Genomic DNA, 18,240 nt, shown 5'->3' with positions numbered 1-18,240 from the left:
TAAAATTTATTTTTAGTACATTTACAATCAAGCACAATTTTTAAACCACCAACATAATTTTATATATCCTATGGGATTTTTTGACTTCTTGACCGAGGAAATTGCCATCGATTTGGGTACAGCCAATACACTTATTATCCACAACGATAAAGTTGTAATAGACAGTCCTTCTATAGTTGCCAGGGATCGTATTTCAGGGAGAATCATAGCGGTAGGTAAAGAAGCTAATTTAATGCAGGGTAAGACCCATGAAAACATCAAAACCATTAGACCACTTAAGGATGGTGTGATTGCAGATTTTGATGCTTCAGAGCAAATGATCAGCATGTTCATTAAAAACATTCCCGCATTAAAGAAAAAATTATTTGCACCATCTCTACGTATGGTCATTTGTATCCCTTCAGGTATTACAGAAGTAGAAATGCGTGCAGTAAAAGAATCCGCTGAACGCGTTAACGGTAAAGAAGTCTACTTGATTCACGAACCCATGGCAGCAGCCATTGGAATTGGTGTAGATATTATGCAGCCAAAAGGAAACATGATTGTTGATATTGGTGGTGGTACAACAGAAATAGCCGTTATTGCCCTGGGAGGAATTGTGTGTGATAAGTCGGTCAAAGTTGCTGGCGATGTATTTACAAACGATATTATTTATTACATGCGTACACAACACAACTTGTATGTGGGTGACCGAACTGCTGAAAAAATTAAAATACAAATTGGTGCTGCTACGGAAGACCTAGAACTGCCTCCAGATGAAATGAACGTTCAAGGGAGAGATTTGTTGACAGGAAAGCCAAAGCAAGTTCAAATTTCACATCGGGAAATTGCAAAAGCTTTGGATAAATCGATCCTTAGAATTGAAGACTCGGTAATGGAAACCTTGTCACAAACTCCACCTGAGCTGGCAGCAGACATATACAATACTGGTATTTATCTCGCAGGTGGCGGATCCATGCTTAGAGGATTAGATAAACGGTTGTCCCAAAAGACAGACCTCCCCGTCTACATTGCCGAAGACCCGCTAAGAGCCGTTGTTCGTGGAACAGGAATTGTTCTTAAAAATATCGCAAAATATAAGAGTGTCTTGATCAAATAGCTATTGAGTCATGCAACAACTTCTGAATTTCTTTTTTAAAAACAGGTCTACCATCTTGTTTTTAATCTTGTTTTTAATTTCGTTTGCCCTTACCACACAAGCACACGACTATAATAAAACTAAAGTCATTAACTCTGCATATCAAATTTCAGGCAGCATACATGGAGCCTTTTCTAAAATTGGAGATTATTTTTATTTGAAGGAAGAAAATAACTTGCTTTTGGAAGAAAATAACCGGTTGAAGTCCTTGGCTTTCAATACAAAAACAGAACAGATTGAGTCTATAAATGTCCAAAAGCAGTTTCGACTCAGACCAGCTTTGGTTAATAAGAACAGTTATCGTTTTTTAGAAAATTACATCACCATAGATAAGGGTGAAAAGGACAGTATTAAAGAAGATTTTGGGGTTGTAACAGCTAAAGGGATTGTCGGAGTCATTGATAAAACTTCCCAAAAATATGCTCGTATACTCTCCATATTAAATACGAAAAGTAAAATTAATGCAAAGCTTAAAAAAAATAACCACTTCGGGACATTGGGTTGGGATGGTGAACACCATAATATTGTTCAATTAAACGATGTTCAAGATCTAGCTGAAATAACAGTAGGTGATACTATTGTTACAAGTGGTTTTTCATACACCTTCCCAGAAAACATTCCAGTTGGTGTTGTAAAGTCATACCTTTTAAACGACACTAAAGACCTGTATATTATAAATGTTGAATTATTTAACGACATGACGAATTTACGTCATGTTCATGTAATTGAAAATTTAGATTTCACTACACTAAACTCATTAAACCCAAGCAATGAATAGTCTGTTATTTTCAAATATTATTCGATTTATAGCATTGGTCCTGCTGCAAGTCCTTATTTGCAATCAGATGAATTTTCTTGGAAGCATAAACCCTTATATTTACATTCTATTTATACTAATATATCCCGTTAAAAACAACCGCTTAAGCTTTATCCTTATCAGTTTTGTTCTCGGAATACTAATAGATATTTTTATAGATACTGGTGGGGCTCATGCGGCAGCTTCCGTAACTATAGCTTATATGAGACCAGTGTTCTTGAAATTTTCTTTTGGAGCAGCCTACGAGTATCAAGCCATCAAATTTAATGATGCCGATTTACTACCACGTGTTATTTATTTTACCTTACTGATTCTTATTCATCATTTTATTTTATTTATTCTGATTATTTTTGACAACTCAAAAGCCGGGATGGTCGTATCTAACGCATTAAGCACTGGGCTTTTCACACTCTTTCTTGCATTGACATTAACCGCACTTTTTAGTCGAAAAGAAAAATGAGAAAGCTATTACTTCTAAGTCTTGTTTTCATAACCGGTGCCATTTTCATTGGAAGATTATTCTATTTGCAAGTGTACCAAGACGAGTCTGATAGCCTGGAAAGTGACAATGCAATTCGAAAAGTATATCAATACCCAAAACGCGGATATATATATGACCGCAGTGGTACCTTACTCGTTGCAAATCAGCCTACCTATGACGTTGTTGTTGTCCCTAGAGAAGTTGAAAAACTAGATACTGTACTATTTTGTTCACTACTAGATATAGATAAAAGTCAATTTTTAAAGTCATACAATAGAGCAAAACGCTACTCACCACGTTTGCCTTCTGTTTTTTTGTCCCATCTCTCCAAGGAGGATTATGCTTTTTTGTCAGAAAAACTAAGAAAATTCAAGGGATTTTATGTTCAAAAAAGAGCCGTACGTGACTATCAAACTGAAATCGGCGCTAATGTCCTGGGGTACATTGCAGAAGTTAATCCAGATAATATCTCAACCGATGGTTACTACAAGTTAGGAGATTTAATCGGGAAGCAAGGGGTGGAGAAATCGTATGAAAAAGATTTAAGAGGAATAAAAGGGGTGAAATACATTCAAAAAGATATTTATAATCGGGACATTGGATCCTATAAAAATGGACAGTTTGACACCTTGCCCTTGCCTGGCAAAAATATCACTCTAACCATAGATGCAACGCTTCAAGAATATGGAGAAAAATTGATGCAAAACAAAATGGGGGGTATTGTTGCAATTGAGCCAAGTAGCGGAGAGTTATTGACTATCGTTTCAGCTCCATCCTACAACCCTTCATTGCTGGTAGGAAGAGAGCGATCCAAAAATTACACAAAACTTTATAGAGATTCTATTCATAGACCACTTTTTGACAAAGCACTCATAAGAATGCATGTGCCCGGATCTCCTTTTAAAACGCTTGTTGCTTTGGCTGCACTTCAAGAAAATGTAATCTCAAAACAAGAAACAATATTTTGCTCAGAAAAATATGTTTACGGGAAAAACAGACGTGTAATGAAATGTCACTGTGGAGGTGGCTATAGGAACTTGTTTTCAAGCATCAGTAATTCTTGTAATTCTTATTTTGCAATGGCTTTCCGAAAAACCATTGATAAGTACGATAATGCAAGTGTTGGAATGGATGTTTGGAGTGATCATATAAAGAGCTTTGGATTAGGAAACTTTTTAGGAAATGACCTATCCGTTGGAAAAAAAGGAAATATTCCAGACGGAGCTTATTATGATGCTTGGTATCCAGATTTTAGATGGGGTGCTACTACCGTTCTTTCGAATGCTATAGGGCAGGGAGAAATTTTAGTCACGCCAATACAATTGGCAAATATGACAGCAGCCATTGCAAACAAAGGGTTTTATTTCACACCTCATATCATAAAGTCCATAGAAGGAGAATCAATTAATGAAAAGTTTACTGAAAAAAAAGAAACTACAATTCACCCAAGCTATTTCGAGCCCGTAATTGAGGGCATGCATAAAGTCTACACAAATGGTACTGCAAGTTTTTTAAAAGTCCCAGGGATTGATATATGCGGAAAAACAGGAACTGCTGAAAATTTCACAAAAATTGACGGCGTAAAAACGCAGCTCACAGATCATTCTATTTTTGTAGCCTTTGCCCCAAAAGAAGATCCTAAAATAGCTATAGCTGTATTAGTGGAAAACGGATACTATGGCGCTCGATGGGCTGGTCGAATTGCCAGCTTAATGATTGAAAAATACTTGAAAGGAGAGGTCAGTTTAAAATATATGGAACGACTTGTTTTAAATAAGAGTTTAGAAGAGGAGTACCTAAAACCGTATAGCGGGAAACCATTTAAAATCAATAAATAATGAATCTCAACAGAGCAAATAGCTTTCAATTAGACTGGTTAGTCGTCCTGATTTACTTGGTGCTCGTTTTGTTCGGATACTTTAATATAGTTTCAGCAGCAACAGCTGGAGAGTTCAGCTCGTATTTCGATCTTACTCAGCCGTACGGAAAACAAAGTGTTTTCATTGGACTTTCTCTTGTCTCTATTGTATTGATTCTTTCTATTGACGCCAAATTTTACGAACGTTTTGCTAGTGTTATTTACTTGGCCTCAATGGTAGTATTAGCAGGGCTATTTATTTTTGGCAAAAAGATAAATGGAGCTATGTCTTGGTATGAAATTGGAGGCATGACCTTACAGCCAAGTGAATTTGCGAAATTTGCAACAGCTTTAGCTGTAGCCAAGTATGTTAGTGACTTGCAAACAAATATAAAAAATGTTAAAGACCAATTTCAAGCAGCACTTATTGTGGCAGTTCCTGCAATTTTAATTCTACTCCAAAATGATGCTGGAAGCACCCTTGTTTTTGCAGGGCTTATTTTCGTATTTTACAGAGAAGGAATTCCTCAAAAATATATTTTTTTGGGGGCTATTCTCATTACTATTGCTGTTGCAACACTAAAATTTTCAGCACTTTTCGTGACCAGTATTATTGCAATTTGTCTTGTAATTTATCAACTTTTTTTCAAACGAAAGAAAAAGAAAGTTAGAGGTTCATTGCTAATCCTAGGTTTATGTGCGGTCCTCAGTTTTACAACTGAATGGAGTTTTGATACTGTTTTACAAAAACACCAGAGAGATCGCATTGAACTGTGGTTGAGACTTGAAAAAGACCCTGATAAACTAAGGGTTATGCGGCGGAATATTTCTTATAATCTAAATCAATCAGAAAAAGCAATACGCTCTGGCGGTCTTACAGGAAAAGGATTTAAGGAGGGTACGCGAACGAAGGGAAAATTTGTACCTGAACAACATACCGACTATATTTTTAGCACAGTGGCAGAGGAATGGGGGTTTTTGGGGAGCAGCACAGTAGTCATTCTTTTTGTGGTGTTAATTGGCCGTATTTTATTTCTGTCTGAACGACATAAATCACAGTTCAGTAGAGCCTACGGATACGGTGTAGCCTCAATTATTTTTGTGCATTTTTTAATTAATATTGGCATGGTTATGGGCCTTATTCCAACTATTGGTATTCCACTTCCATTCCTAAGCTATGGCGGATCTGGATTATTGGCATTTACAATTTTAATTTTTATATTTTTAAAATTAGACGCCAATCGACTGAATGTATGGTAATCCAGACTAAAAACTAATTCTGCTTTAAATCTAACTTTTCAGCAAAATAAGCACAAAAATCTTTCATTGTAGCAGTCATCTTCTCGTCTTGGGTGGCGCGCATAAAAGTATCACTCATGGCCGTAAGAGTTTGATGAAAAAACAATTTCATCTCATCTACGGGCATGTCTTTTGTCCACAAATCGATGCGTAATGATTCTTGTGCCTTAGCATCCCAAACGGAAAGAAAAATTGCCTTGGCCTCAGCATTTGAAACCCCACCGTCTTCAGCAGTCCAGTTCAATTTTTCTGGAATACGGTTCTCATCCAATTCGACATTCAATTCAATTTTTGATGTATGTACTTTAGCCATTATTTTCGTGGTTTGTATTTTGCTTTATTAAAAAGTGATTGCGCATCCATTTGAAGCATTTGAAGTAACGAAGTTGAATTGTTTTCCATATAGGAACGCACAATTTGCCATCCAATATATCGTCCCAATGCGCCAGGAGATTCACTATCGAGCTCCAAATTGAAGCGTGAAAAGGGAGCTGCTGTGATGAAACGTCCAACAAGTTTATTGTCTGTGCTGTACAATAATTCATTTTCTATAAAATATTGCCAGATATAAAACTCATTGTCATTTGCCCAAAAGAGCTCATTGTCGTTATAACCAATTTTTGTGCTGTCCTCTGCCAACGGAACCCATAGATCTTTCAGATATAATTTTTTACCATGATATATCAATTCTTCCAAAAACGTATTGCGCCTCGGTTGATTTATTAAACGAGTTGCATAAGCATCAGCAAGGTCCATCACAATTTGATCCCTCTTTAAATTTTTCCGAATATAACTATAAAAGCTTTCATAAAACTCATGATCAGCACCCAAATAATTATCAATACTAATTAAAACTATAGAGTCTGTGACGATAACTTTATTACGGTAATCAACATCTGAAAAAACTGTTATGACACGTGGTTTTTTTAATGATGGATTATAATATTTTAGGTGTTTGTAAAAAGCGATCACCTCCGCTTCAGTCTCTTGAAAATCACTAAAAACACTATCAACTGACTTTTGAATCAGCTTTTGAATAGGGTCTTTAGTACGTTCTAAAAGGACAGAGTCAGAAATGTGGTTTGGAAACAGAAAAGGGTAAGCTGTTTTATAAAATGGAAGTGTCTTTTCTGTAATTTTCATAAAAGCTTGATCAAAACGTTCAACTTTTAAATCCATTGAAATAGCTTCAATTTCTTTTTCTAATTGAGCATTTTTATTACATGACAAACACATCAATAGGATAAGAAAAACGCCTATTTTTTTTAATTTATTTATCAAATGATTAATTTGAATCATGGTGTAACTCATCAGAAACTATTTAACAAAAATAGTCATTAGTATTCAAATGAAAACAGGAATTTGAAGCAATTCCCATACATTTAGCGGCGCAGAGTGAAATGCCCTTGACGAACAAAATGAGTTCCGTCAATTTTAGTCAGTTCGATACTATACCAATAATCATTTGTTGGCATCAATACACCATTGTAAGTTCCATCCCAAAAGTTTGAGTTAATGGTCATGTTTTTCAACAACTTTCCATAACGATCAAAAACAGAAATTTTTGAAAAGTTATAATTATTTGAACGTATCCCTTTGATTTTCCAAGTATCATTGAACCCATCTCCATTTGGTGTAAAGAAATTCATAATATATAGCACAGGTACTGTTATTACAACTTCCTCGCAGCGCAATTCGTCTCGAACATATAGTGAATAAAATCCACCTGTAAGCTGTCCAAAATAACCAATATCTTGATATCCAGATACCAAATTTCCATTTTCGTCAATAAGTTTAAACTCATAATTTGCTGACCCAAGTGCAGCCTCGTCTATAGTGATTGAATTATTGGAAGTCCCCTCCACAATTGTAATATTATCCATAGAAATTGATGGCCCTTCAGATTCAAATACTTCAAAAGGTTGTGAAAAAAAACAACTGCCATTTAGGTTTGTAACGGAAATATTGTAAACGCCAATTTGAGCTACATCAAGCTCGGGTTGCAGGGTGTTTACAACTGTAGAATCCGGTAAAGTCCAAGTATATTTGAAAGAGGATGAAGAGTCCTCCATATTGAGTTGTATCAGTTGAGAAGATCCATCGCAGATGACAATATCATCCACAGAAAAATTTGTATTGGGATTCACTAAAAATGATATATCTATTGAAGCGTCTGTGCAAATCCCATTAAAAACTATTGCTGTTATGGTTTGAGATGATGATAAGAACTCATCAGGAAAAGGGCTGGTAATAATTTGTCCATTTTCGTCCTCAAGAGGGTTTCCTAAACCATCGTAGTATGCAATATTCATTGTGGTTTGTCCTCCTAAAATTTGAGCTTCCAAAGTTGATGTGTCAAAAAGATAAATTCCATCATTATTAGTGTCACATTCTGAAAAATCTGCTGGTTGATTTGCTGCTGGTATTTCTATAAAATCAATTTCAAAAGTATCAATATCATAACAGCCTGTAGTGTTATTTGTTATTTTATAAACAATCTGAACAAAGGAAGCAGAATTGGTTACTGTAAAAATTTCGGAGGTAGAACTTTCTGCATCTGTTAAGCTTATAAAATAACTTACCGTGAAGTCGGCAGCAGATTGACCATCCAAAACAAAAGCATCATATTTATTAGCTAAATTTAAGTTAAAAGAATTTGGAGGGCCAACGCAAAAATAAGGATCAACTGGGGTGTTCAAAACAGGTATTGGGTTTACTATCAAATCGATATACTGTCCTAAACCAACACACGAATTATCGATATCAGAGTCTACGCGAACCCAAATGAACTGATTGACTCCTGAAGTATTCTCGTAATTTTGAATATCAAGTATAGGATTGATTTCAGATAAGGCATCCAATTCAGACTCATAATAGGCTACTGTAAGGGGTTGAGTAGGCGGGAAAATTCCTAAAATAGTAGCTTCAGAATCGCTAAAATCAAAAGTCGTAGAGCCATCAGAGTCATCAAAACATTCTTGGTACGGAGGAATTGAAAAACCAGTAGGAATTTGGGTTGTCGAAACAAAAAGGTCTAGCTGAGCCACACGCGAACAGCCATTAATTGTTTCTACTCGAACAAAAATTTGGTTGGGATTAATTGTTGGATCTGAATTCGTGTTTTGATAATTTACGGGATCTGCTATACTGTTTGGCGTTCCAAGAAGTGCTTCTGATTCATCGAAATAAAAGCTAAAGGTTTCATTTAAATAATCTACAGAAATAAGTTCATTGGCTTCGTTCAAATTAAATATTGTAATTCCATCAGTATCTTGATCGCACTGAAAAAGGCTTACATCTTCAACAATTACTGGCAATGGATTCACAATGAGCTGTACCTCATCAGAATAATAAGATTTACATACTACGTCCGTTCTTTGCATCTGTGCTCGAAAAAAAGTGTTTGTATATGTATCAGAAACATTAAAAATCTCCAAAGTATTTGTACTTACATTTTCAAAACTAGATGGTGTTTCAGGCACAAAAGTCCAAGTTAATCCTCCATCAAAACTCCATTCCCAAAAAATGTTATCATAATCATCGGAGTTACTTTCTAAAATAATTTCAATAGTGATATTCCCTTCTTCACAGACAAATAAAGGGGTATTCAAAGATTGTGTTGTAATATTTATTAAGTCTTGATAGTCAAACAACCCATCTGCATTGGTATCAATTGCAAGGCCATATCCGTCTCCACCCAAAACCAGCCCATTCGTATCTATACTTGTACCGCTTAGTACCCCCAGAGTTCCTGTAAATCCGGCTTCGTCAACGTCAAAACAATCATCGGCATCTGAATCCAACTCTATAAAATCTGGCAATCCGTCGGCGTCTGAATCTAATGGAATAATGCTCTCAGCAACATCTGATGATCCGTTGAAGTTATCATCTGTAAACCCTAAATCAATTTGACCGTTATTATCCATATCCAGCGTATTAAAACCAATTCCTGCCTCAAAAAGATCAAAAAGCCCATCATTATCACTATCCAAATCCAAATAATCAGGTATTGAGTCTAAATCTGTGTCAATGGGGCTTTGCGCCAAATCGTGATGCCCATCTGAGTCAGAATCATTTGTGTCCATGCCGTCAACCCTACCATTGCCATTAGTGTCCAAGGCTGAGTTTCCGCTTTCAACAACATCAAAAATTCCATCGTTATCGGAATCTAAATCAACTGCATCTTCAATATTATCTCCATCTGAATCTATAGATCGACAGGCTTGCGTAAGTTGGAAAGCAACGCTATTAGAATTTATTTCTGAAATATTATTGTATTCAATTTCAAACTGACTTGCACTGTAGGATTGAAATGAAAATGTGCCGTTTCCTGTGGGTAGAGCTGCTGAATTCAGTTTGAATCGAATTTCAAAAGCTGTAAATTCTTGAACATTATTATCATAAATTCCATCATAGTTAATATCTATAAGCAATTGATTATCAGGATTTAATACAGTAATAGTTTGGTCCGCTGGAACACTTAGTTTATAGTCTTCTTCATCATTCATTGCACCTGTAGTAAATGTTGCAGGCGCTTGTTCTATTTTAAAATGTGTTGGTGCATCAAATACCAATTGATAAGTTGTGGTGCTTTGAATATTTCCGACTTTTGGCGATGCGCTAAGGTGCATAATTTGATTTGTAAAACCTTCAAAAGGATCTGAGGTAATATTTTCTGAACTCGTTGTTGTAGATGCTGTAAAATATAGTCCAACATCAGACGAAAGATCAAAATCGAAATTACAGTTGGACTCCTCAGTATTTAAAATTCCATCATTATCGATGTCAACATCAAAATTATTATTCTGACCATCATCATCTGAATCTCCTGCACAACCACTCACAGGAATATTATCTGAAAGTACTGAGGAACAATCCGTAATAATCCCCTCCAATTGATAATACCCTGGTGTTGTAGGAATATGGGTTTCGGATGTTGCTCCAACGATTGGAGCACCATTGAAAAACCACTGGTACGCATCAAAAGTTTCTTCACTGCCAAGGTTTAATTCAATAAATGGAATACAGATATTATCTACCGTAACATCTAATGCTGTTGAGGTAATTTCAGGCTTAAAAATAAACCCAGAATAAAAACCCCCAAGAGCTGCAGCACCGCTTGCACCATAATACGATACATAAATTTGACCATCTGAAGTTACACTCACATTACCCGACAACCCACTAATTAAATATGTTACAAAATTTGAATTTCCAAGAATCACCTGTGGGGGTGCCGTAGTTGGCGCTCCGTTAATGTTGACGTCAGCACCTGCTTCGGCAACAATCGTAATCCCTCCATTAAAGTTTGCTCCTGTTGACCCTGAAGATTCAATAAGTGGAATATTATCGATTGCACGAGGTGCTTTACAATTCAAGGGCGGAACAAAGAACAACTCCTGGTTGGCATCGTTATTAGTACCTCCAATCCCTTGATAGGCAAATGTTGTTTTAGAGGTCCACACATATAAATTACCCCCTGGATTGGAACCATTTGAAGATTGGGTGCTGAACAAGCTTCCGTCTAAACTTAAGTACTCACCTGCATTGATTGATCCTTGAAAAACACCTGACCCAGAATCACCTGAAGTCCAAACTTCAGTATTGTCATAATGTGCAACAATAAGTGGTCGCTCTATAGCATCATATCCATTGGCACGTACAAAAACATATTCACTAAAAGTTTGATTATCTACTGCAATTGTTTCTAGCGGGGCAATTTGGTCAATGCCAGCATCTCTTCCATTGCCATCAGAATTACTTCCATTGAATGAGCCACAATTGACAACTATTGGTTTTGTAGAAGAAATAAGAGCACCGATGAGGCCATCACGGTTTGACGGAGTGATCGATGGGTCAAGCGCAATTATATAAGACTCCCCAACATTTAGATTGGTCGTTAACGGAGTTCCATTTTCTATAACAACATCAGCGGGAATGTCTGTAAAATTAACTTGAGTGTTGTTTTCAGTCGCCATGACTGAGATAAAGTTCAAATAGTCTTGATTTGAAGAAGAGAAGTTTTTTAGGTTTGTGAAAGTTCCTGCTCTAAACGTTTGTCCTAAACCAGACAACCCTTTTGACACCAATGAGCCTGCTTGATTTTGATTTCCACCAGTCAATCTAGCAGAAACATAAACAGGCTTTTCAGACTGAATAATATATCCTTTATTTGTAATTTTTGTAGCTGTGTTTAAAGAACTAACAACAAAAGGAGTAGTTTCACCCGAACCAATAAAAATTTCTAACGGTGCAGTATTTGAAAGGCTATAAGAAGTTGATCCAGTTCCTATTTGAGTAACCTCTACATTTATTGCTTCAGTACTTGGCGATGAAATATGCAGATATTGATTTTGAGGTAATGCATTGCTGTTTTGAGCAGTAGTAATTGGAGGAATATAATGAGTGCGGCTTAATTGAGCAATAAGGGGAGTATCAAAAAATAACACAAAGAGCAAAAGGGCAAATAGCTTGTGAAGTTTTAAAACTTTAAACATTTATTGGATACGTTATATTAATTACATTATGGATAAAATTAAACATTTAAAATCAAAAATGTTAATTGAACCATAAATTTACACTAATCAATTACAAATCTTTTTAAAGAACAAAGGAATAGCTTATTTTTGTAGGACTTCCAAACAATTTAAAATACTAAAATGGACACAAAACAAGTTGTCAAATACATTACAAATTGGTTGAAAAATTATGCTACTGATGCTGGAATCAAAGGCTTTGTTGTTGGAGTTTCTGGAGGAATAGATTCTGCAGTAACGTCTACACTGTGCGCCCAAACTGGTTTAGATTTAATCTGTTTAGAAATGCCTATTCACCAAGCAAAAAGCCATGTAAGTCGCGCCCAAGAACAAATTGCTTTTTTAAAAAATAATTACACCAATGTGAGTTCAAAACGTGTGGACCTTACCCCAGTATTTGAATCACTTAAATCTGAAATAGACCTCAATAAAGAGCAAAAAACTGTTGATATGGCACTTGCCAATACACGTGCCAGATTGCGCATGACTACGCTTTACTACTACGCTGGACTAAATGGCTTTCTCGTAGCGGGAACAGGAAATAAAGTCGAGGATTTTGGGGTTGGATTTTATACAAAATATGGGGACGGCGGCGTTGATTTGAGTCCAATTGCAGACCTGCTCAAATCAGAAGTATACGCTTTGGGGAAAACCCTTGAAGTACCCAAAAGTATTATGGAAGCAGCACCAAGCGACGGATTGTTTGGCGATGCGCGTACTGATGAAGCACAGATTGGGGCGTCCTATGATGAATTAGAATGGGCTATGCAAATGAAAGCCAAAGGAAAGAGCACAAGTGATTTTACGGGCAGAGCAAAAGAAGTATTTAGTATTTTTAATCGATTTAACTCTTCAAATGCACACAAGATGAATCCAATACCCGTGTGTATTATTCCTGAAACATTGAAACAATAAATTTATGATAAGGGTTCTTATAGCAGATCACCAACCTATTGTAAATTATGGGATGCGAATGCTTTTTGATAACTCAAATGACATCAAAATTGTAAGTACAGTCAATACTGCAAAACAACTTATTAATTACCTAAAAAAAGGGAGTGTAGATCTTGTGATGTTATCTATGGACTTACCCGATATGAATGGCATTACTGTTTTAAGAACAGTTAAGAAAAATTTTAATAATGTGCGCGTAATTATTTTCACTGCGCAGCCAGAAAATATTTATGCCTCTAGTGGAATCAGAGCTGGTGCATCAGGATTTTTAGCAAAAACAGCAACTACCAGCACTATAAAAAAAGCCATTCTGAAAGTGTACAAAGGCGGAATGTATGTCACCAGCGCTATGGCACAGAAACTCACATTTGATAAAAATCAAAACGATACCGATTTGTACCACAAACTTTCTATGCGTGAAATTGAAGTTTTGAAGCTAATATGTAATGGCAAGAAAAATAGAGAAATAGCAGATGAGCTTGATATCAATCCAAAAACAGTGAGCACATACAAATCGCGCTTAATGACAAAACTGAATGTAACAAATTTAATTTCTTTGATTGATTTGGGACGCCAAAAAAACTAAGTTAAAGAACCCTGTTGAGTTTTCTAGACAGCAACATTTTCAAATTTGAATAATTCAAAACATCTTCCAGGATACTCGTATTATCTGCTGATATATCATGTGTAGAATCCTTAAATTCGTTTACTTTTTGATCGATCAAAAAGCATCTTAAATTCAATATAGTTTCACTAACCAATTGCGCGACACTAATGTCTTTTCGCTTAGGAAAAATATTATTTTTTTCCCAATTATGGAGTCTATAACGCTCATCATTCATCAAGATATCAGAAACAAAAGGAGCTAAATTGGGGTCAATTTCATGCATAAAGTTTTCGACACTGAATGTTTCATTTTGGTTTAAGTAGTCGATAATCAAGTAATAAATGGTTTTGAAATTCTCATTACCAAATTGCATTTCATCTTCTTGAAGATCTAAATATATTTTCTCAAAAACCTTAGCTTGATGAATTACAGGCTCTAAAATAAGTTCCCCGTCTTCATTCTCTTTTAAAATTAAATCTTCGAAATCTTCTTTACGACTTCCGTAGAGCAATAATATTTCTATGATCTTTTGTTCTAGTTCATATTGAATATCGATCTTTTTGGCAGGTGCCGTAGCTTTTACTACTTCGAAAGCTTTCTTTTGTTTTTGAGCAGATTTATTGGCCTCAGTAAGGGCCTTTTTACTCAATTGAGCTAAAGTACTAAAAAGCACTTGCTCGCTGATATCCATAATACGAGCACACTCGCGAATATATAATTCTTGCTTTATTTGATCAGCAATTTTTGAAATACTGGAGACCATATCTCGAATTAATTCAGCCTTAGCAATAGGGTCGTTACTAGCCTCTTCCATAAGCAAGGAGGCTTTGTAAGCTATAAAATCTTTTGCATTTTCCTTCAAGTACTGCTGCAGTTCCTCTAATGTGTTTTGCTTGGCAAAACTATCGGGGTCCTCACCTTCTGGGAAGGTACATACCTTGACGTTCATCCCTTGCTCTAAAATCAAATCAATACCACGAAGAGAAGCCCGAATTCCAGCTGCGTCACCATCGAAAAGAACAGTGATGTTTTTAGTCAATCTATTTATAAGACGGATTTGATCAGAGGTTAGGGCAGTTCCAGAAGACGATACTACATTTTTAACCCCTGTTTGATAAAACTGAATTACATCTGTATAGCCCTCGACCAAAAAGCAATTATCGTCTTTTGCAATAGTTTGTTTTGCATAATAAATTCCATAAAGAACTTTACTTTTGTGGTAAATATCACTTTCAGGAGAATTTAAATACTTAGCAGCCTTTTCATTTTTTGCTAAAATACGTCCACCAAAACCAAGCACTCGCCCAGACATGCTATGAATAGGAAACATAACACGCCCTTTAAAACGATCAAATTGTTTTTCTTCCTTGACTATAGTTAGGCCCGTTTTTTCTAAATATTTAAGCTGATATCCTTTTTTAACAGCAGCATCTGTGAATCCACTCCAGTCATCTGTAGAATAGCCCAACTGAAATTTTTTAATGGTTTCATCTGTAAAGCCTCGCTCTTTAAAATAGCTTAATCCAATAGCTTTACCAGGGTCTGTTTTGTGTAATATATTTTGATAATAACTATTGGCAAACTCACTCACTAAGTACATGCTTTCCCGCTCTCCCGCTGCTTCTTTCTCCGCATCAGACTGTACCGTCTCCTCGATTTCGATGTTGTATTTTTTGGCCAAATACTTAATCGCCTCGGGATAAGTAAAATGCTCATGCTCCATCAAAAACGAGACTACAGTGCCGCCTTTGCCCGTCGAAAAATCCTTCCATATTTGTTTTACAGGGGATACCATAAAGCTCGGCGTACGTTCTTCACTAAAGGGGCTCAAGCCCTTGAAGTTGCTTCCAGCTTTTTTTAATTGTACAAAATCTCCAATAACCTCCTCTACACGAGACATGTCGAATACTTGATCTATGGTCGCTTTTGATATCAATTGAGTTGGTGTTATTAAAGAATTAAAACTTGCCGAATTGTAAAGATATAAAATCTTCTCTAGTAAAAGAAAAAAGGAGTTTAGCTTATTGTGTTTTACTATTTGTTCCGATCAATCACATAATTGACCATCAAAATTAAAGCCTCTTTATACTCAGATTTTGGATAATCCTTAAGCAATTCAAGTGCTTCCTCTTGAAATTGTTTCATTTTTGACACAGCATAATCCAAACCACCTTTTTGTTTGACAAAATCAATAACCTCTTTGACTTTTCTTGAGTTTTTGTTGTGGTTTTTTATCGAATTAATCAACCAATCGTGTTCTTTTTTCGAACAATTGTTTAGCACATGAATTAAAGGTAAGGTCATTTTTTGTTCTTTTATGTCTATTCCCGTTGGCTTTCCAATTTTCTTGGTTCCGTAATCGAACAAATCATCCTTTATTTGAAATGCCATCCCTATAAGTTCGCCAAATTTTCTCATGGTCTCTACTTCATTGGAATGGGGTTTTATAGAAGCAGCTCCCAAACTACAACAGGCAGCAATTAGGGTTGCTGTTTTTTGACGAATGATTTCGTAGTACACATCTTCTGTAATGTCTAATTTCCTTGCCTTTTCGATTTGAAGTAGCTCTCCTTCACTCATTTCACGAACAGCAACAGAAATTATTTTAAGTAAGTCAAAATCATTATTGTCAATACAGAAAAGAAGGCCTTTAGATAAAAGAAAATCTCCTACCAAAACAGCAATTTTATTTTTCCATAATGCATTTATAGAGAAAAAACCACGTCGGTGGTTGCTGTCATCTACAACATCATCGTGAACTAAAGTTGCAGTATGAATCAATTCTATCACAGAAGCACCTCGGTAGGTCCGTTCGTTCAACTGGCCATTAGACACCATTTTTGCGCTTAGAAAAACAAACATTGGACGCATTTGTTTCCCTTTTCGATTTACAATATAATGAGTAATTCTATTGAGTAAAGCTACCTTACTAGACATCGATAAACGAAACTTTTTTTCAAAAAGTTCCATTTCATAACTTATTGGCTGCTTTATGCGTTCAATGATTTTCAAGCGCTGTAATTTTATGCAAAATTACGCATATAAAACCAAATGTATCTTAGGGGAAATGTTAAAACTAAGCCTAAACTTTACAGGCTATATGTACTAGTTTAGGTTGAAATATACCAGTAATAATTGTGTTTAACTGCTCATACTCTATTAAAAATGCATCATGGCCGTGAATGGAAGAGATCTCGTGGTAATGAACATTTGATAAATTGGGCTGTATTAACTTTAGCGTTTCTGTATTTTCTTCTGAAACAAAAAATAAATCTGAATCAATTCCAATAATATGAATTTCAGCTTCTATACTTTGTAGTGTCTCAGCAGCTCCAACTCGATTTGTTGTTATGTCAATTGTTTTTAGTAACTGATTCATAAGTTTGTAGGCGGGCAACTGAAACCGTTTTTGCAACTTTTCTCCGTGGTGGAGTAACCAAGATTCGATATTGAATAAATTAGAGTTTGAGTTCTGAGAACGTTGGAATCTGTTTTTTATGGATTCCGGTGTTCTGTAGCACAACATGGCATGCAGCCGCGCGTCGTGCAGTGGTTGGCTAGAATTGAGTAAAAACTGTTCTTGAATCAAACAATTAGCAATAATCCAGTCTGTAGATTTCCAGTCGCTTGCTACTGGGATTAAATGTTTCGTTATTTTAGGATTGATCGCTGCCATTTCCCAAGCAATACCTCCTCCCAAAGAACCACCTATGACCGCAAATAATTGATCAACACTCAATGCCTTTAATCCCAAAAGAAAAAGCTCGGCAATATCTCTTGCAATAAAGTCTTTGTAATTATGAATGAGATGATTTGGGTTCCCGTCGAATCCATTACCAGGAATATTAAACGCCAAAACCGAAAATAGATTAGTATCAATAGGCTTGTTTGGACCAATAAGTGCATTCCACCAACCCTCGGAACCTGTAACATTTGAATTACCGGTGAGCGCGTGATTCACTAAAACAACTGGTGCGCTTTGCAGCGCACAACCAAATAACTGGTAAGACAAATTAATAGGTATTGTCTTACCAGAAATTGTGGTATAATTTGGAATGTCTATATGTTGAATTTTACTCAATCCAATAATTTTAATTATAAATCAGCTGTTCCAATTTTAATTTTAAAGGGGTTTGGTTTAACAAATTGTCTTTTACAGGGCAGCGGTCCTGAACAATTTCTAACCACTTTTCTAAAGTTGCATCGCTAGCATCAGCTTCAGTTTTCAGTGAAACATTTATTGCTTTGAATCCTGAACGTTCGTCCTTAGATAAGCCTAAAAATTTATTTGGGTTGATTTCTCCTGTAATCTCAATATCCAATTGCTTTAATTCAAAGTGTAGCTCTTTTGCTACAAGATGACCAACTACATTGAGACAGCCTGCAAGTCCTGCTAAAATAAATTCAACAGGGTTGGCAGCTTCGTCATTCCCTCCTAGAGTATCTGGTTCATCTATTATTAAACTAAATTGTCTTGCTTTGGCTGTAAATTTTGTTGCGGAATTGCTTTGCCCACGCACTGAAAATGTCAAATCACTCATAAATTTATA

The 18,240-nt window shown here is 35.9% G+C and carries 13 protein-coding genes and 1 pseudogene; 7 read left to right on the top strand and 7 right to left on the bottom strand.

All coding sequences use genetic code 11. From position 1 onward, the window contains the following. Positions 1-70: 70 nt before the first annotated feature. The 5 genes from FORMA_RS07025 to rodA are packed head-to-tail and all read left to right on the top strand — an operon-like array spanning position 71 to position 5,554. Positions 71-1,099, top strand: a complete 1,029-nt coding sequence (locus FORMA_RS07025; protein WP_069674994.1) for a rod shape-determining protein — start codon at positions 71-73, stop codon at positions 1,097-1,099. 10 nt (positions 1,100-1,109) lie between these two features. Then, complete coding sequence (gene mreC, locus FORMA_RS07020; protein ID WP_069674993.1) at positions 1,110-1,916, top strand: rod shape-determining protein MreC; 807 nt, start codon at positions 1,110-1,112, stop codon at positions 1,914-1,916. After that, positions 1,909-2,415 (top strand): rod shape-determining protein MreD, encoded by a 507-nt coding sequence (locus FORMA_RS07015; protein WP_069674992.1) that lies wholly within the window; start codon positions 1,909-1,911, stop codon positions 2,413-2,415. Before mreC ends, FORMA_RS07015 begins: the two co-directional genes overlap by 8 nt. Further along, positions 2,412-4,274, top strand: a complete 1,863-nt coding sequence (gene mrdA, locus FORMA_RS07010; RefSeq protein ID WP_069674991.1) for a penicillin-binding protein 2 — start codon at positions 2,412-2,414, stop codon at positions 4,272-4,274. The genes FORMA_RS07015 and mrdA overlap by 4 nt, the downstream gene beginning before the upstream one ends. Next, entirely contained in the window at positions 4,274-5,554 is a 1,281-nt protein-coding gene (gene rodA, locus FORMA_RS07005; protein ID WP_069674990.1) for a rod shape-determining protein RodA, read from the top strand. The genes mrdA and rodA overlap by 1 nt, the downstream gene beginning before the upstream one ends. A gap of 13 nt (positions 5,555-5,567) precedes the next feature. Here rodA and gldC read toward each other — a convergent pair whose 3' ends face one another. The 3 genes from gldC to FORMA_RS06990 form a co-directional block, all read right to left on the bottom strand. After that, the gene (gene gldC / locus FORMA_RS07000) at positions 5,568-5,906 is read right to left on the bottom strand and encodes a gliding motility protein GldC (RefSeq protein ID WP_069674989.1); all 339 of its coding nucleotides are present in this window, start codon (positions 5,904-5,906) and stop codon (positions 5,568-5,570) included. Next, entirely contained in the window at positions 5,906-6,904 is a 999-nt protein-coding gene (gene gldB, locus FORMA_RS06995) for a gliding motility lipoprotein GldB (protein WP_083236575.1), read from the bottom strand. The genes gldC and gldB overlap by 1 nt, the downstream gene beginning before the upstream one ends. A gap of 71 nt (positions 6,905-6,975) precedes the next feature. Beyond that, positions 6,976-12,090, bottom strand: coding sequence for a T9SS type B sorting domain-containing protein (locus FORMA_RS06990; RefSeq protein WP_069674987.1), 5,115 nt, complete (start codon positions 12,088-12,090; stop codon positions 6,976-6,978). Positions 12,091-12,252: 162 nt separating this feature from the next. Here FORMA_RS06990 and nadE point away from each other — a divergent pair, with 162 nt between their 5' ends. Together nadE and FORMA_RS06980 are read left to right on the top strand one after the other, a co-directional pair. Next, a complete protein-coding gene (gene nadE, locus FORMA_RS06985) occupies positions 12,253-13,044 on the top strand; it encodes an NAD(+) synthase (protein WP_069674986.1) in 792 nt (263 codons plus the stop codon). Between the two features lie 4 nt (positions 13,045-13,048). Beyond that, on the top strand, positions 13,049-13,669 hold the full coding sequence (locus FORMA_RS06980) for a response regulator (RefSeq protein ID WP_069674985.1): 621 nt from the start codon (positions 13,049-13,051) through the stop codon (positions 13,667-13,669). Between the two features lies 1 nt (position 13,670). On the opposite strand, the gene dnaG is transcribed toward FORMA_RS06980, so the two are convergent. The 4 genes and pseudogenes from dnaG to FORMA_RS06960 form a co-directional block, all read right to left on the bottom strand. After that, positions 13,671-15,626 (bottom strand): DNA primase, encoded by a 1,956-nt coding sequence (gene dnaG / locus FORMA_RS06975; protein WP_069674984.1) that lies wholly within the window; start codon positions 15,624-15,626, stop codon positions 13,671-13,673. A 98-nt stretch (positions 15,627-15,724) separates the two neighbouring features. Next, positions 15,725-16,702 carry a polyprenyl synthetase family protein gene (locus FORMA_RS06970; protein ID WP_069674983.1) on the bottom strand — a complete coding sequence of 326 codons (978 nt, stop codon included), beginning with the start codon at positions 16,700-16,702 and terminating at the stop codon, positions 15,725-15,727. Positions 16,703-16,808: 106 nt separating this feature from the next. After that, a pseudogene (locus FORMA_RS06965) lies at positions 16,809-17,771 on the bottom strand (alpha/beta fold hydrolase); the annotation flags it as partial. Between the two features lie 10 nt (positions 17,772-17,781). Further along, positions 17,782-18,231 (bottom strand): OsmC family protein, encoded by a 450-nt coding sequence (locus tag FORMA_RS06960; RefSeq protein WP_069674981.1) that lies wholly within the window; start codon positions 18,229-18,231, stop codon positions 17,782-17,784. Positions 18,232-18,240: the final 9 nt, after the last annotated feature.

Source organism: Formosa sp. Hel3_A1_48, from assembly GCF_001735715.1.
Classification (GTDB): Bacteria; Bacteroidota; Bacteroidia; order Flavobacteriales; family Flavobacteriaceae; genus UBA3537.
The sequence above is the reverse complement of the archived record's forward strand: the minus strand, read 5'-3'. Positions and strand labels throughout refer to the sequence as shown.

Coding starts and splice junctions, on each gene's coding strand:
- FORMA_RS06990 (WP_069674987.1), bottom strand. CDS start 12,090: ATGTTTAAAGTTTTAAAACTTCACAAGCTATTTGCCCTTTTGCTCTTT.
- rodA (WP_069674990.1), top strand. CDS start 4,274: ATGAATCTCAACAGAGCAAATAGCTTTCAATTAGACTGGTTAGTCGTC.
- gldB (WP_083236575.1), bottom strand. CDS start 6,904: ATGAGTTACACCATGATTCAAATTAATCATTTGATAAATAAATTAAAA.
- FORMA_RS06980 (WP_069674985.1), top strand. CDS start 13,049: ATGATAAGGGTTCTTATAGCAGATCACCAACCTATTGTAAATTATGGG.
- FORMA_RS07015 (WP_069674992.1), top strand. CDS start 1,909: ATGAATAGTCTGTTATTTTCAAATATTATTCGATTTATAGCATTGGTC.
- FORMA_RS07025 (WP_069674994.1), top strand. CDS start 71: ATGGGATTTTTTGACTTCTTGACCGAGGAAATTGCCATCGATTTGGGT.
- gldC (WP_069674989.1), bottom strand. CDS start 5,906: ATGGCTAAAGTACATACATCAAAAATTGAATTGAATGTCGAATTGGAT.
- mrdA (WP_069674991.1), top strand. CDS start 2,412: ATGAGAAAGCTATTACTTCTAAGTCTTGTTTTCATAACCGGTGCCATT.
- nadE (WP_069674986.1), top strand. CDS start 12,253: ATGGACACAAAACAAGTTGTCAAATACATTACAAATTGGTTGAAAAAT.
- mreC (WP_069674993.1), top strand. CDS start 1,110: ATGCAACAACTTCTGAATTTCTTTTTTAAAAACAGGTCTACCATCTTG.
- FORMA_RS06960 (WP_069674981.1), bottom strand. CDS start 18,231: ATGAGTGATTTGACATTTTCAGTGCGTGGGCAAAGCAATTCCGCAACA.